General features: G+C 52.0%; 10 protein-coding genes. 5 read left to right on the plus strand and 5 right to left on the minus strand.

Going from position 1 to position 13,011, the window contains the following annotated elements; translation table 11 throughout:
- The first annotated feature begins 159 nt into the window (after positions 1-159).
- Genes sapA through sapF form a run of 5 tightly spaced genes read left to right on the plus strand, consistent with a single transcriptional unit; the run spans position 160 to position 5,442 of the window.
- Positions 160-1,803 (plus strand): ABC transporter substrate-binding protein SapA, encoded by a 1,644-nt coding sequence (sapA, locus tag FEK66_RS18140; RefSeq protein WP_130208811.1) that lies wholly within the window; start codon positions 160-162, stop codon positions 1,801-1,803.
- Positions 1,800-2,765, plus strand: a complete 966-nt coding sequence (gene sapB, locus FEK66_RS18145) for a putrescine export ABC transporter permease SapB (RefSeq protein ID WP_064527260.1) — start codon at positions 1,800-1,802, stop codon at positions 2,763-2,765. Before sapA ends, sapB begins: the two co-directional genes overlap by 4 nt.
- On the plus strand, positions 2,752-3,642 hold the full coding sequence (gene sapC / locus FEK66_RS18150; protein ID WP_130208813.1) for a peptide ABC transporter permease SapC: 891 nt from the start codon (positions 2,752-2,754) through the stop codon (positions 3,640-3,642). The genes sapB and sapC overlap by 14 nt, the downstream gene beginning before the upstream one ends.
- A complete protein-coding gene (gene sapD, locus FEK66_RS18155; RefSeq protein ID WP_001128856.1) occupies positions 3,642-4,634 on the plus strand; it encodes a peptide ABC transporter ATP-binding protein SapD in 993 nt (330 codons plus the stop codon). The genes sapC and sapD overlap by 1 nt, the downstream gene beginning before the upstream one ends.
- 1 nt (position 4,635) lies before the next feature.
- A complete protein-coding gene (gene sapF / locus FEK66_RS18160) occupies positions 4,636-5,442 on the plus strand; it encodes a peptide ABC transporter ATP-binding protein SapF (protein ID WP_000573415.1) in 807 nt (268 codons plus the stop codon).
- 52 nt (positions 5,443-5,494) lie between these two features.
- Here the strand turns inward: sapF and FEK66_RS18165 are convergent, their stop codons facing one another.
- The 5 genes from FEK66_RS18165 to FEK66_RS18185 form a co-directional block, all read right to left on the minus strand.
- Complete coding sequence (locus tag FEK66_RS18165) at positions 5,495-6,658, minus strand: multidrug effflux MFS transporter (RefSeq protein WP_135493856.1); 1,164 nt, start codon at positions 6,656-6,658, stop codon at positions 5,495-5,497.
- Positions 6,659-6,666: 8 nt separating this feature from the next.
- Positions 6,667-8,040, minus strand: a complete 1,374-nt coding sequence (locus tag FEK66_RS18170) for a TolC family protein (protein WP_135493854.1) — start codon at positions 8,038-8,040, stop codon at positions 6,667-6,669.
- A 3-nt stretch (positions 8,041-8,043) separates the two neighbouring features.
- On the minus strand, positions 8,044-11,151 hold the full coding sequence (locus tag FEK66_RS18175; protein ID WP_167854225.1) for an efflux RND transporter permease subunit: 3,108 nt from the start codon (positions 11,149-11,151) through the stop codon (positions 8,044-8,046).
- Positions 11,151-12,272 (minus strand): efflux RND transporter periplasmic adaptor subunit, encoded by a 1,122-nt coding sequence (locus FEK66_RS18180; protein ID WP_135493852.1) that lies wholly within the window; start codon positions 12,270-12,272, stop codon positions 11,151-11,153. Before FEK66_RS18180 ends, FEK66_RS18175 begins: the two co-directional genes overlap by 1 nt.
- 151 nt (positions 12,273-12,423) lie before the next feature.
- Positions 12,424-12,987, minus strand: a complete 564-nt coding sequence (locus FEK66_RS18185) for a TetR/AcrR family transcriptional regulator (protein WP_130208821.1) — start codon at positions 12,985-12,987, stop codon at positions 12,424-12,426.
- Positions 12,988-13,011: the final 24 nt, after the last annotated feature.

The raw sequence follows: 13,011 nt of genomic DNA on the forward strand, positions 1-13,011 counted from the left end.
TATAGAGAAATCACGGGTACGAATGTTGAACAGATGGCGACGCTACCTGTTCAACGACCAACCACACGGCCCTCATTACGCCCCCTGAACACAAACGGTAATGGCAAATGTCATTAAATATTAGTAAGATAGCCTCTTTACATAAAATCCCTTAATATTATGCGCCAGGTATTATCGTCTCTTTTGGTGATTGCTGGACTTGTGAGTGGTCAGGCAATAGCCGCGCCTGAATCCCCCCCGCATGCTGATATCCGCGACAGCGGTTTTGTCTATTGCGTCAGCGGGCAAGTCAACACCTTTAACCCATCCAAAGCGAGCAGTGGGTTAATTGTCGATACCCTTGCCGCCCAGTTTTATGATCGACTGCTGGATGTCGATCCGTATACCTATCGCCTGATGCCAGAACTTGCCGAAAGCTGGGAAGTGCTCGACAACGGCGCAACCTATCGCTTCCACCTGCGTCGCGATGTCCCGTTTCAAAAAACCGCCTGGTTTACTCCCACTCGCAAAATGAATGCCGATGATGTGGTGTTTACCTTCCAACGGATTTTTGACCGCAATAATCCGTGGCATAACGTCAACGGCAGTAACTTCCCCTATTTCGACAGTCTGCAATTTGCCGATAACGTTAAAAGTGTCCGCAAGCTGGATAATCACACCGTTGAGTTCCGTCTCGCCCAGCCGGATGCATCCTTCTTATGGCACCTGGCGACCCACTATGCGTCAGTAATGTCTGCCGAATACGCGCAGAAATTAGAGAAAGAAGATCGCCAGGAACAACTCGACCGTCAACCGGTCGGCACCGGGCCGTATCAATTGTCGGAATACCGCGCCGGGCAATATATTCGCTTACAACGTCACGATGAGTTCTGGCGTGGCAAACCGTTGATGCCGCAGGTGGTGGTGGATTTAGGCTCCGGCGGTACCGGACGATTGTCGAAACTCCTGACCGGTGAATGCGACGTTCTGGCCTGGCCTGCCGCCAGCCAGTTATCCATTTTGCGCGACGACCCGCGTTTGCGTTTAACGCTGCGCCCGGGGATGAACGTGGCCTATCTGGCGTTTAATACCGCTAAACCACCGCTAAATAATCCGGCTGTCCGCCATGCACTGGCGTTGGCTATCAATAACCAGCGCCTGATGCAATCCATCTATTATGGTACGGCTGAAACTGCGGCCTCTATTTTACCGCGCGCCTCGTGGGCTTATGACAACGAGGCTAAAATTACTGAATACAACCCAGCGAAATCGCGCGAACAACTGAAAGCGTTGGGGCTGGAAAACTTAACGCTGAAACTGTGGGTACCGACACGATCGCAGGCATGGAACCCCAGTCCGCTGAAAACTGCCGAACTGATTCAGGCGGATATGGCGCAGGTTGGCGTGAAAGTGGTGATTGTGCCGGTAGAAGGTCGTTTTCAGGAGGCGCGGTTGATGGATATGAGCCATGATCTGACGTTATCTGGTTGGGCGACGGACAGTAACGACCCGGACAGTTTCTTCCGTCCGTTACTGAGCTGCGCGGCTATTCACTCGCAAACCAACCTTGCCCACTGGTGCGATCCGAAATTCGACAGCGTGTTGCGTAATGCCCTCTCCTCGCAGCAACTGGCGGCGCGTATTGAAGCTTATGATGAAGCGCAAAGCATTCTGGCGCAGGAACTGCCCATTCTGCCGCTGGCCTCATCACTGCGCTTGCAGGCCTACCGTTACGATATTAAAGGTCTGGTACTGAGCCCGTTCGGTAACGCCTCCTTCGCGGGGGTGTATCGCGAGAAGCAAGAAGAGGTGAAAAAACCATGATTATCTTCACCTTACGTCGTATTTTGTTATTAATCGTCACCTTATTCCTGCTGACCTTTGTTGGCTTCAGTTTGAGCTATTTCACGCCACACGCGCCGTTACAAGGCGCTTCACTGTGGAATGCCTGGGTGTTCTGGTTTAATGGACTGATCCACTGGGATTTTGGTGTTTCCAGCATTAACGGCCAGCCTATTGCCGAACAGTTAAAAGAAGTCTTTCCGGCAACGATGGAGTTGTGCATCCTCGCCTTCGGTTTTGCGCTGATTGTCGGGATCCCGGTGGGCATGATTGCCGGGATTACACGCCATAAGTGGCAGGATAACTTGATCAACGCCATCGCCTTGCTGGGCTTTTCCATCCCGGTGTTCTGGCTGGCGCTTCTGTTGACGCTGTTTTGTTCACTCACGCTAGGTTGGCTGCCCGTTTCAGGGCGTTTCGATCTGCTCTATGAAGTGAAACCGATTACCGGCTTTGCGTTAATTGATGCCTGGCTTTCGGACTCACCGTGGCGGGACGAAATGATCATGAGCGCACTTCGCCATATGGTGCTACCGGTGATTACCCTGTCGGTTGCGCCAACAACTGAAGTGATCCGATTGATGCGTATCAGCACCATCGAAGTCTATGACCAAAACTATGTGAAAGCGGCGGCGACTCGCGGTTTGTCGCGCTTTACTATTTTGCGTCGCCACGTGCTGCATAACGCGTTACCTCCGGTTATTCCTCGCCTGGGCTTGCAGTTTTCCACCATGCTGACGCTGGCGATGATCACCGAAATGGTTTTTAGCTGGCCGGGTTTAGGGCGCTGGTTAATTAACGCCATCCGCCAGCAGGATTACGCAGCCATTTCCGCCGGAGTGATGGTGTGCGGTTCATTGGTCATTATTATTAACGTGATATCTGATATTTTGGGTGCCATGGCTAACCCTCTGAAACATAAGGAATGGTATGCCTTACGATAGCGTATACAGCGAGAAGCGCCCGCCGGGCACGCTGCGTACTGCCTGGCGCAAATTCTATGGAGACGCCGCTGCGATGGTCGGCCTGTACGGCTGCGCGGGGCTGGCGGTGCTGTGTATTTTTGGTAGCTGGTTTGCGCCTTACGGCATCGACCAGCAATTTCTTGGTTATCAATTGTTGCCGCCGTCATGGTCACGCTATGGCGAAGTCTCGTTCTTCCTTGGGACCGACGACCTGGGGCGCGACGTTTTAAGCCGTTTATTGAGTGGCGCAGCACCTACCGTGGGGGGCGCATTTGTGGTGACGCTCGCCGCGACGATTTGTGGTCTGGTACTTGGCACCTTCGCCGGTGCAACGCACGGTCTGCGGTCAGCGGTGCTAAACCATATTCTGGATACTTTGCTGGCGATTCCGTCCCTGCTGTTGGCGATCATCGTAGTAGCATTTGCCGGACCGAGTTTATCGCACGCCATGTTTGCCGTCTGGTTGGCACTGCTGCCGCGTATGGTACGTTCGATTTACAGCATGGTTCATGACGAACTGGAAAAAGAGTACGTTATCGCCGCCCGTCTGGATGGCGCAACGACGCTGAATATTCTCTGGTTTGCGGTGATGCCTAACATCACCGCCGGACTGGTCACCGAGATCACTCGCGCATTGTCGATGGCAATTCTCGATATCGCCGCGCTGGGCTTTCTTGACCTCGGCGCACAACTGCCCTCGCCTGAATGGGGCGCGATGCTTGGTGACGCGCTGGAACTGATTTATGTCGCCCCGTGGACCGTAATGCTGCCAGGTGCGGCAATTATGATTAGCGTGTTGTTGGTTAACCTCCTTGGCGATGGCGTTCGTCGTGCGATTATTGCGGGGGTGGAATAATGCCATTATTGGATATTCGTAACCTGACTATTGAATTTAAAACCGGTGATGAATGGGTTAAAGCCGTCGACCGCGTGAGTATGACCTTAACCGAAGGTGAAATTCGCGGTCTTGTTGGCGAATCCGGCTCCGGCAAAAGTTTGATTGCGAAAGCGATTTGTGGGGTGAATAAAGATAACTGGCGTGTTACCGCTGACCGAATGCGTTTTGATGATATCGATTTGCTGCGTCTCTCCGCACGCGAACGGCGCAAACTGGTTGGACACAACGTGTCGATGATTTTCCAGGAACCGCAATCGTGTCTTGATCCATCGGAACGTGTGGGTCGCCAGTTGATGCAAAACATCCCGGCCTGGACCTATAAAGGCCGTTGGTGGCAGCGTTTTGGCTGGCGCAAACGCCGCGCCATTGAGTTGCTACACCGCGTTGGGATTAAAGATCATAAAGATGCGATGCGCAGTTTCCCTTACGAGTTGACCGAAGGTGAATGCCAGAAAGTGATGATAGCCATTGCACTGGCGAATCAACCGCGTCTACTGATTGCCGACGAACCGACCAACTCGATGGAGCCAACAACGCAGGCGCAAATTTTCCGCCTGTTGACGCGTCTCAACCAAAACAGCAACACCACCATTTTGCTTATCAGTCATGACTTACAAATGCTTAGCCAATGGGCGGATAAAATCAACGTGCTTTATTGTGGTCAGACGGTGGAATCCGCGCCAAGTAAGGAGCTGGTGACAATGCCGCATCATCCTTACACCCAGGCGCTGATACGCGCGATACCGGACTTTGGCAGTGCGATGCCGCATAAAAGCCGCCTCAATACCCTGCCGGGCGCAATCCCGCTGCTGGAACAATTACCGATTGGTTGTCGTCTGGGACCGCGTTGCCCTTATGCACAACGAGAATGCATTGTGACGCCGCGTCTGACGGGAGCGAAAAATCATCTCTATGCCTGTCATTTCCCGCTGAACATGGAGAAAGAGTGAGATGATAGAAACTCTGCTCGAAGTGCGTAATTTAAGCAAAACGTTCCGCTACAGGACCGGCTGGTTTCGCCGTCAGACAGTCGAAGCGGTAAAACCATTGAGCTTTACGCTGCGTGAACGCCAGACACTGGCGATTATTGGTGAGAACGGTTCCGGTAAATCGACGCTGGCAAAGATGCTGGCAGGAATGATTGAGCCAACCAGCGGCGAGTTATTGATTGACGATCACCCTCTGCATTTTGGCGATTATTCCTTCCGAAGCCAGCGTATTCGCATGATATTTCAGGATCCGTCGACTTCATTGAATCCACGTCAACGTATTTCGCAGATCCTTGATTTTCCACTGCGTTTGAACACAGACCTGGAACCGGAACAGCGCCGCAAACAGATAATTGAAACGATGCGGATGGTCGGACTGCTGCCGGATCACGTCAGTTACTATCCGCATATGTTGGCCCCCGGGCAAAAACAGCGTCTTGGTCTGGCGCGCGCGCTGATATTGCGCCCAAAAGTGATTATTGCCGATGAAGCCCTCGCCTCGCTGGATATGTCGATGCGTTCGCAGCTAATTAACCTGATGCTGGAGTTACAAGAGAAACAGGGTATTTCTTATATTTATGTTACCCAGCATATCGGGATGATGAAGCACATCAGCGACCAGGTGCTGGTCATGCATCAGGGAGAAGTTGTCGAACGCGGTAGCACCGCGGATGTGTTGGCATCGCCACTGCACGAACTCACCAAACGGCTAATTTCCGGCCACTTTGGCGAAGCATTGACGGCGGATGCGTGGCGTAAAGATCGTTAGTATTCGGTACCTCATTCTGACAGGGGAAATCCCCGTCAGAATGAGGTATTCATTACTTTTGATTGTCGATTCTGGTGAGAGCAACCAGCAATGCCAGCGTATAACACACCATAATTGCCAGGCTCATTTTTAACAGCGTTTCCCCACCAAGCCCCGACAATGGCGCGGCTATACCGCCGAAGACAAACATGCTCATCCCCATCAATGCAGACGCCGTTCCAGATTCCTGCGTCCCTACTGCACTCATAGCCTCTGCCCCGCCAACAGTGCCGATGCCGCTACAAAATGCGATGGTGAAAAATAATGCCACCAGTGCCGGAATGGGTAACTGCAACCATGCGCATAAGACCGTGAGCAATGCACACAAAATTGCCGCTATCAGGCCACCTCTCAACAATTTCATCGCGTTAACTCGTCGCGCCAGGCGCGAGAAGATCCATGAAGCGATGATAAGTCCGATGCCGTTAAGGCCAAACACCAGGCTAAATTGCATTGGACTAAAGCCAAATTCCTTCTGCAACACGAACGACGAAGAGCCGATGTACGCAAACAAGCCTGCCAGCATAAAACTTTGAATCAGGCAAAGGCGCGTAAAACGGCGGTTCTGCACCACGCTTCGTCCGGTTAATAGCAATGAAGAGCCCCTTTTATTTTCTGGCAATGTCTCATTGATAAATAACAGGCAGCCCAGCAACAGTACGGTGCTAATTTCAGCCATCACCCAGAATAAAGTGCGCCAGTCAAACGTGCTGACAATATAACCGCCCAGCACTGGCGACAACACCGGAGCCAGGCCATTCACCGTCATTAACAGCGCAAAGAACTGGGTCAGCGTTACTCCCTGATATTTGTCACGAGCAATAGAACGAGAGAGCACCGAACCACCTGCCCCCGCGATCCCTTGAATAAAACGCCAGACCACCAGCCAGTAAATATTGTTCGTTGTCGCGCACAAAATGGAAGAAACAATAAACAATAGCAACGACAAGATTAACGGACGTTTACGCCCTATTTTGTCGCTCAGAGGGCCAAATAACAGTTGTCCGACGCCAAGACCGATCAGTGATGCGGTCAGCGTTAATTGCGTTATGGTCGAGGTTGCCGCCAGTTGCTCTGACATCTCCGGCAAAGCAGGCAAATAAAGATCGGTACACATCGGGCCGATACCGGCTAAAAGACCAAGAATCAATGCCCATGAAAGAGAGACTCTAGCCATACTATTCCTTACTTGAGTGATGACATGCCGCCGCCCAGCGACTGCCAGATCGTGATCCGGTTCGTAAAATCAGTCAGTTGCAATGCCAGCAGCTCCTGCTGTGCGCTCCACAAGCTGCGCTGTGCCGTCAACACGGTCAGGTAATCACCAACACCCGCCTGATAGCGACGCAGGCCAACATCGACCGTTTGTTGTTCAGCTTTAACATACTGGCGCTGTGCATCCAGTTGCTCTTCAAGCGTGGTCCGCCGCGCCAGTGCGTTAGCGACATCTTTAAACGCGCTCTGAACGGTTTTCTCATAGGTGGCAATGAGCCCGCGCTTTTGTGCTTCTGCGTAACGAAGCTGCGCCAGATTACTACCGCCGGTGAACAGCGGTAATGTGACCGATGGCGCAAATGACCAGATCTGCATTCCGTGGCTGAACAGCGATGACAATGCGTCACTGCCAACACCAGCGCTGGCAGTCAGCGAAATCGTCGGGAAAAAGTTAGCCCGCGCGGCGCCAATATCGGCATTGGCGCTCTTCAGATTATGTTCCGCTTCCTGGATATCCGGGCGACGCAGCAGAACGTCAGATGACACTCCCGCAGGAACCAGGCTTATCATCTGTTCCGGCAGGCTTTCCAGTGTTCCCGGTAGCAGATTTTCCGCAAGCGTTGTACCTGCCAGTAAGTTCAGAGCATTTTTATCCTGCATCACTTGTGTCTGATAGCTGGCAACGCTGGCGCGCGCTTGCTGATAAACACTCATCGCCTCACTGACATCTGTCGCTGCCGCCGTGCCAACCTGTTGCTGGCGCTGGATAATTTTCAATGAGTTTTCTGCACTGGCCATCGTTTCTTTTGCCAGGGCCAGATTGCTGTTATCAGCCGCCAGGGTCAGCCAGGCGGTGCTGATTTCAGCAATCAGCGTTAAACGGGTGTTCTGGGCTGTAAATTCACTGGCAAGCCAGGTTTCCCGCGCCGCCCGAGATAAACTCTGATTACGACCAAACAGATCTAACGTAAAACTGGACACCGTGCCATCAGCCTCGGCAGTGGTTCCCGTACCATTCGTCAGCGAACGACTGCGGGTCGAACTTAAGGCCGCATTCACCGTCGGGAATAACGACGCATTAGTTTGCCCATAGAGCGCCTGTGCGGAGTCAATATCAGCTATCGCTTTTTGCACATCGCGGTTACTGTTCAGAGCAATGGTCACCACCTGCTGCAATCGGGGATCGTGGATCACCTGCTGCCAGTCATGGCTGATTGCCTTTCCCTGGCCCTGTGCTCCCGGCAAGGTCGCCGGGATTGGGGATTCAGGCGTGCTGTAGTGAGGATCGAGCGAGACACATCCCGCACTCAACAGCACCAGAAAAATAAGAGAACGACGCAACATAACTTACTCCTGACGGCGCGGTTTACCGGCAAACAAACGTTTCACCAGTACAAAAAACAGAGGAACAAAGAAAATAGCCAGCAACGTAGCGGTCAGCGTACCGCCAATAATGCCCGTACCAATGGCGATACGGCTGTTCGCACCTGCGCCGGTCGCCATCGCCAGCGGCATTACCCCCGCAATAAACGCCAGCGAGGTCATGATGATTGGGCGTAAACGAGTCTGCGCCGCGCGTAATGCCGCCCGACTCAGGGAATGGCCCTCAGCAACTGCCGCTTCAGCAAATTCAACAATCAGAATGGCGTTTTTCGACGACAAGCCGATAGTGGTTAATAGCGCCACCTGGAAGTAAACATCGTTGTTTAAATCACGCATCCAGGCCGCCAGCGCCGCGCCAAGAAGCCCCAGTGGGATCACCAGAATGACCGAGAACGGAACTGACCAGCTTTCGTACAGGGCTGCAAGACAGAGGAAAACCACCAGAATAGAGACTGCGTACAGACTTAATGCCTGACCACTGGCCAGTTTCTCCTGCAATGACAAACCACTCCAGGCCCAGGTCGTTCCCGCAGGAAGACTGTTTGCCAGTTCCTCCATTTTTGTCATTGCATCGCCGGAACTAAAGCCAGTCGCGTTTTCGCCCTGAATTTCATAAGCCGCAGAACCGTTGTAGCGAACTAGTTTTTCCGGGCCATAGATCCAACGTGTAGTGGCAAAAGCAGAGAACGGCGTCATGGCGTTATCGCTACCGCGCACAAACCATTTCCCTAAATCTGACGGCGCGGAACGAAATTCACTGTCGCCCTGAATGTAGACTTTCTTCACACGACCACGGTCAATAAAGTCATTCACATAAGTACCGCCCCACGCGCTGGCCAGCGTGTCGGTGACATCGCTTAAGCTCAACCCCAGCGATACGGCTTTATTGTTATCGATATCTACCTGCAATTGCGGCATTTGCGGCAGGTCATTGGCGCGCACAGAAATCAATTCAGGGCTTTGATTAGCCTGTTCAATCAACTGATTACGCATTTTAAGTAAGGTTTCACGGTCAGTCGCACCACTTGCCATTAATTCAAACGTAAAGCCATTGCTTTGCCCCAGTCCGTCAACGGCTGGCGGCGTCATGGCAAATACCGTGGCATCACGAATTGTGCCCAACTCTTTGGTTGCCCGTAAGGCGATAGCCTGGGCGGTATTTTCTGCCCCTTTACGTTGTGACCAGTTTTTCAACGAGACAAACGCCATCCCGGTATTCTGTCCGCTGCCGCTAAAACTGAAACCATCAACGGTAAAGATGACATCGGTATTTGCTTTTTCGTTTACTAGGAACCAGTCAACAATCTTGCGATTCACTTCTGCTGTACGAGCTGCGGTTGCCCCGGCAGGCAGCGTGTACTGCACCATGATTTCACCCTGGTCTTCAGTGGGTAAGAAACTGCCCGGCAGTTTCCACATCATCAGGGCCATTCCGCCACCCAGCACGGCATAAACACCCATCGTTCGGGCAGCACGGCGCAGGACATAAATTACGCCTCGCTGATATTTATCTTCAGTACGGCGGTAAAAGCGGTTAAATGCGCCGAAAAAGCCTTTTTTATGCGGTGGAACATGCTGAAGGACGGAACCGCACAGCGCGGGAGTCAAGGTCAATGCCACCACCACGGAAAGCAGCATTGCGGAGATAATGGTTATCGAAAACTGACGATAAATTACTCCCGTAGATCCCCCAAAGAAGGCCATCGGCAGGAATACGGCTGACAACACCAGCGCAATAGCAACCAGTGCGCCAGAAATCTCGCCCATTGATTTTTCCGTGGCTTCACGCGCGGGCAACCCTTCGTCACGCATAATGCGTTCGACGTTCTCCACCACCACAATGGCATCGTCCACCAACAAGCCGATCGCCAGCACCATTGCAAACAACGTCAGGGTATTAATCGAATAACCAAACAACGCAAGAACGCCGAATGTGCCCAGCAAAACAACGGGGACAGCTAACGCCGGGATCAGCGTAGCGCGCAGGTTTTGCAGGAATAAATACATCACGCAAACCACCAGTACGATGGCTTCAAACAGCGTCTGAATTACGTCCTCTACAGAGATTTTAATAAATTCAGTGCTGTCTTTCGGGTATGCGATGTCGTATCCCTGCGGCATGTTCCGCTGGAATTCGGCAATCTTATCCTTGACCAGCGTCGCTGTATTCAGCGCATTCGCACCGGGCGAAAGCATTACAGCAACCCCGGCAGACGGGTGACCGTTAAGTTTGCCGATCGCGGTATAATCTTCACTGCCCATATCAACGCGAGCCACATCTTTTATGCGAACAACTGCACCGTCTGACTGGCTTTTCACGATAATATTTTTGAACTGTTCCACCGTCTGCAAACGAGACTGCGCCCGTACTGTCGCCGTCAGTTGCTGAGTATTCGGCGAGGGCAAAGCCCCAATTTTCCCGGCAGTAACCTGCACGTTTTGCGCTTCGATAGCACTCTGCACGTCTGAAGGCATCAGCGAGTAAGACGCCAGTTTGGCCGGGTCAAGCCAGATGCGCATAGCATATTCTGCGCCAAAGACTTGCAGACTCCCCACACCTTCAACGCGCGCCAGCGGGTCCTGAACGTTACTGACCAACCAGTCGGCGATATCCGAACTGGAGGCTTTGTCAGTGGTGTCATACACGGCAGCAATCAGCAAAAAGTTGCTTTGTGATTTTTCCACTGTGACGCCCGTTTGCTGCACTTCACTCGGTAAGCGTGACTCAGCCTGCTGAATTTTATTCTGCACCTGAACCTGTGCAGTGTCGGGATCGGTACCTTGTTCAAAGGTCACATTAATACTGACCGAACCATCAGAGCTGCTGGTTGAGCTAAAATAGAGCAAATTATCCAGCCCGGTGAGTTGCTGTTCGATAACCTGGGTCACGCTGTTCTCCAGCGTTTCGGCTGAAGCACCGGTATAAGTGGCTGAAATTTTTATGGTCGGCGGCGCAACGTCAGGATATTGCGCGACGGGTAATGTGCGAATGGCCAGAATACCCGCCAACATAATCAAAATGGCGATAACCCAGGCAAAGACCGGACGGCGAACAAAAAAGCGCGAAAACATCAGGCGTTGCCTCCATTAGCCTGAACTTCAACAGCCTTGACGGTCTGCCCTGAAGTTACTTTGGCGGAACCTTCAACAATCAGTCGGTCGCCGTCATGCAGGCCGTTCAGCACCAGCCATTTATCACCATACGTTTCTCCCGTTTCGAGCGTTCGCTGCTCTACTTTATTGTCTTTATTCACCACCAGCGCAGTTGCATTGCCTTTAGCATCGCGCGTGACGCCCTGTTGAGGCGCGAGAATAGCGTCTTCCATCACGCCTTCATCGACACGAGCGCGAACAAACATGCCTGGTAATAACTGTTGTTGTGGATTGGGGAAAATCGCCCGTAATGTCACCGAGCCGGTAGACTCATCCACAGCGACTTCGGTGAGTTCCAGACGCCCTTTTTCGCTGTAGGTTGTGCCATCTTCCAGAATAAGTGAGACGCTCATGGTGTCACTGTTGGTCGCCAGTGACTGTTTGCGCAGACGTAATAAATCGACACTTGAGCGAGTGAGGTCGACATACATTGTATCCAGACCACGAATAGTCGTTAACGCCGTATCCTGCGACGCGGTCACCAGTGCGCCAGGGGTCACCGACGAAATGCCAATACGCCCCGAAATCGGCGCGGTTACCGTGGTCCAGTCAAGATTAATGCGCGCGGTTTCCAGTGCGGCTTTTTTCGCTTCAACACTGGCTTTATCTTGTGCGCAGGTAGACTGAGCATCATCAGCATCCTGTTGTGAGACACCGTTATCTTTCACCAGTCGGGCATAACGCTGCGCTTTCTGGCAATCGGCTTTTACCAGTGCCTGTACCTGTTGTAATGCTGCCCGGGCTTCATTCCATGCCGCCCGATAACTGGCCGCATCAATTTGGTACAATGGTTGTCCAGCCTTAACCAAATCGCCTTCAGTAAATAGGCGTTTCTGGATAATTCCCCCAACCTGCGGACGTACTTCAGCACTGAGTGCCGCACTGGTGCGCCCGGTTAATTCACTGACTACCGAAACCGGTTGAGATTTGAGCGTAACAACGCCCACTTCTGTTTCCGACGGGGATGAATTGTTATTTTGCGTATTATCACAACCAGATAAGAGTAGCATTGCCACTACAGACGTTGCTATATACTTCATTATTTTCTCCAGGGTGAACAATACCCTCCCCATTAAAATTAATGAGGATATGTCAGGGATATTCAGATATAACGAACCCGCATCGCGAAATGAATTTCGCAATGAAATAAGGGGGATTAATATCCCCCACTATCGGTTAATTCTTTTCTTATTAATTTATCAACATACTAACAATGTCCTGATATATTTTTTGCAGACGTTGGGGATCGCTTTTTTGCGGTGTTAAGCGACGATAAACCGTACCTTCCATCATGGTGGCAAGCACTTCAACGCAGCAACGAATGTGCTCATCGCTAAGATGGGGATGCATTCTTTTCATATGTGCACAACCGTTAGCGAACATTCTGGCGTCAGCTTCCTCGAGCATCGCCATCACCCGTGGGTTGCGTGTGGCTTCTGCAGCCACTTCCAGCATCAACGCGTCGTCGTCCTCATTTAAGGATTTCCGCAAAGCAAGAACTTCCGGGAAGTGATCGGTACGCGCGTCAATGTCCATCTGGGCAATACGAAAGTCGATGATACGGCGAACCATCTCTTCAATAATGGCGTCTTTATTGGCGAAGTAACGATATATCTGACCCACGCTAAGCTGAGCTTCGCTGGCAATTTGCGACATACTGGCGGCGTGAAAACCGCAACGACGAAAACACCGACGGGCGGCGTTGATGATTTCATCCTGACGCTGTTTGTGACGTATCTCCAGCTTGCTGGTCATTTCTGTCTCCTGTCCTTTCACTTA

This window comes from Escherichia sp. E1130 (assembly GCF_005781065.1).
Classification (GTDB): Bacteria; Pseudomonadota; Gammaproteobacteria; order Enterobacterales; family Enterobacteriaceae; genus Escherichia.

Excerpts from the sequence above, each read along its gene's own strand:
- sapD (WP_001128856.1), top strand. The coding sequence starts at position 3,642 with ATGCCATTATTGGATATTCGTAACCTGACTATTGAATTTAAAACCGGT.
- sapA (WP_130208811.1), top strand. The coding sequence starts at position 160 with ATGCGCCAGGTATTATCGTCTCTTTTGGTGATTGCTGGACTTGTGAGT.
- sapB (WP_064527260.1), top strand. The coding sequence starts at position 1,800 with ATGATTATCTTCACCTTACGTCGTATTTTGTTATTAATCGTCACCTTA.
- FEK66_RS18180 (WP_135493852.1), bottom strand. The coding sequence starts at position 12,272 with ATGAAGTATATAGCAACGTCTGTAGTGGCAATGCTACTCTTATCTGGT.
- sapC (WP_130208813.1), top strand. The coding sequence starts at position 2,752 with ATGCCTTACGATAGCGTATACAGCGAGAAGCGCCCGCCGGGCACGCTG.
- sapF (WP_000573415.1), top strand. The coding sequence starts at position 4,636 with ATGATAGAAACTCTGCTCGAAGTGCGTAATTTAAGCAAAACGTTCCGC.
- FEK66_RS18170 (WP_135493854.1), bottom strand. The coding sequence starts at position 8,040 with ATGTTGCGTCGTTCTCTTATTTTTCTGGTGCTGTTGAGTGCGGGATGT.
- FEK66_RS18175 (WP_167854225.1), bottom strand. The coding sequence starts at position 11,151 with ATGTTTTCGCGCTTTTTTGTTCGCCGTCCGGTCTTTGCCTGGGTTATC.
- FEK66_RS18185 (WP_130208821.1), bottom strand. The coding sequence starts at position 12,987 with ATGACCAGCAAGCTGGAGATACGTCACAAACAGCGTCAGGATGAAATC.
- FEK66_RS18165 (WP_135493856.1), bottom strand. The coding sequence starts at position 6,658 with ATGGCTAGAGTCTCTCTTTCATGGGCATTGATTCTTGGTCTTTTAGCC.